Below are 452 nucleotides of genomic sequence, written 5' to 3'. Positions count from 1 at the left end.
ATCCTGTAGTGACTACAGGAGCAAGGAAAAAAATGCAGATTGGCGATCTATCTCGACGGACAGGCGTAAACATCGAAACGATACGCTATTATGAACGCATTGGGGTTTTGCCGAAGCCTGCTCGCCAATCGAACGGGCGGCGCACCTATAGTCCCGCCGACGCAGTGCGCTTAGGCTTCATCCGCCATGCCCGCGACCTTGGCTTTGACCTGACGAGTGTTCGAGTGTTGCTGGCCTTACAGGAACAGCCTGAGGTATCGTGCGACGATGCGAGCCTGATTGCACAGGACCAGCTTGAGGCGGTTGAAAGCCGGATTGCCCGTCTTCTCAAATTGCGTGATGAGTTGCGTCGTATGATCAGTGAGTGTGGCCGTGGCCGCGTGGCCGAATGCCTGTCTCTTATACACCTCTCCGAGCCCACGAGACTCGACCTCATCTCGTATTCCGTCTTC

1 protein-coding gene is annotated in these 452 nt (G+C 55.5%); it reads left to right on the top strand.

Annotated features, from left to right (window positions below):
- Positions 1-32: 32 nt before the first annotated feature.
- Positions 33-452: MerR family transcriptional regulator (locus RHIZ70P_RS22670; protein WP_115672812.1), on the top strand; the 420-nt coding region annotated here is incomplete at its 3' end.

Source organism: Paenirhizobium selenitireducens ATCC BAA-1503, from assembly GCF_900492185.1.
Taxonomy (GTDB): domain Bacteria; phylum Pseudomonadota; class Alphaproteobacteria; order Rhizobiales; family Rhizobiaceae; genus Allorhizobium; species Allorhizobium selenitireducens_A.
This window is presented reverse-complemented; position numbering and strand designations above follow the sequence as displayed.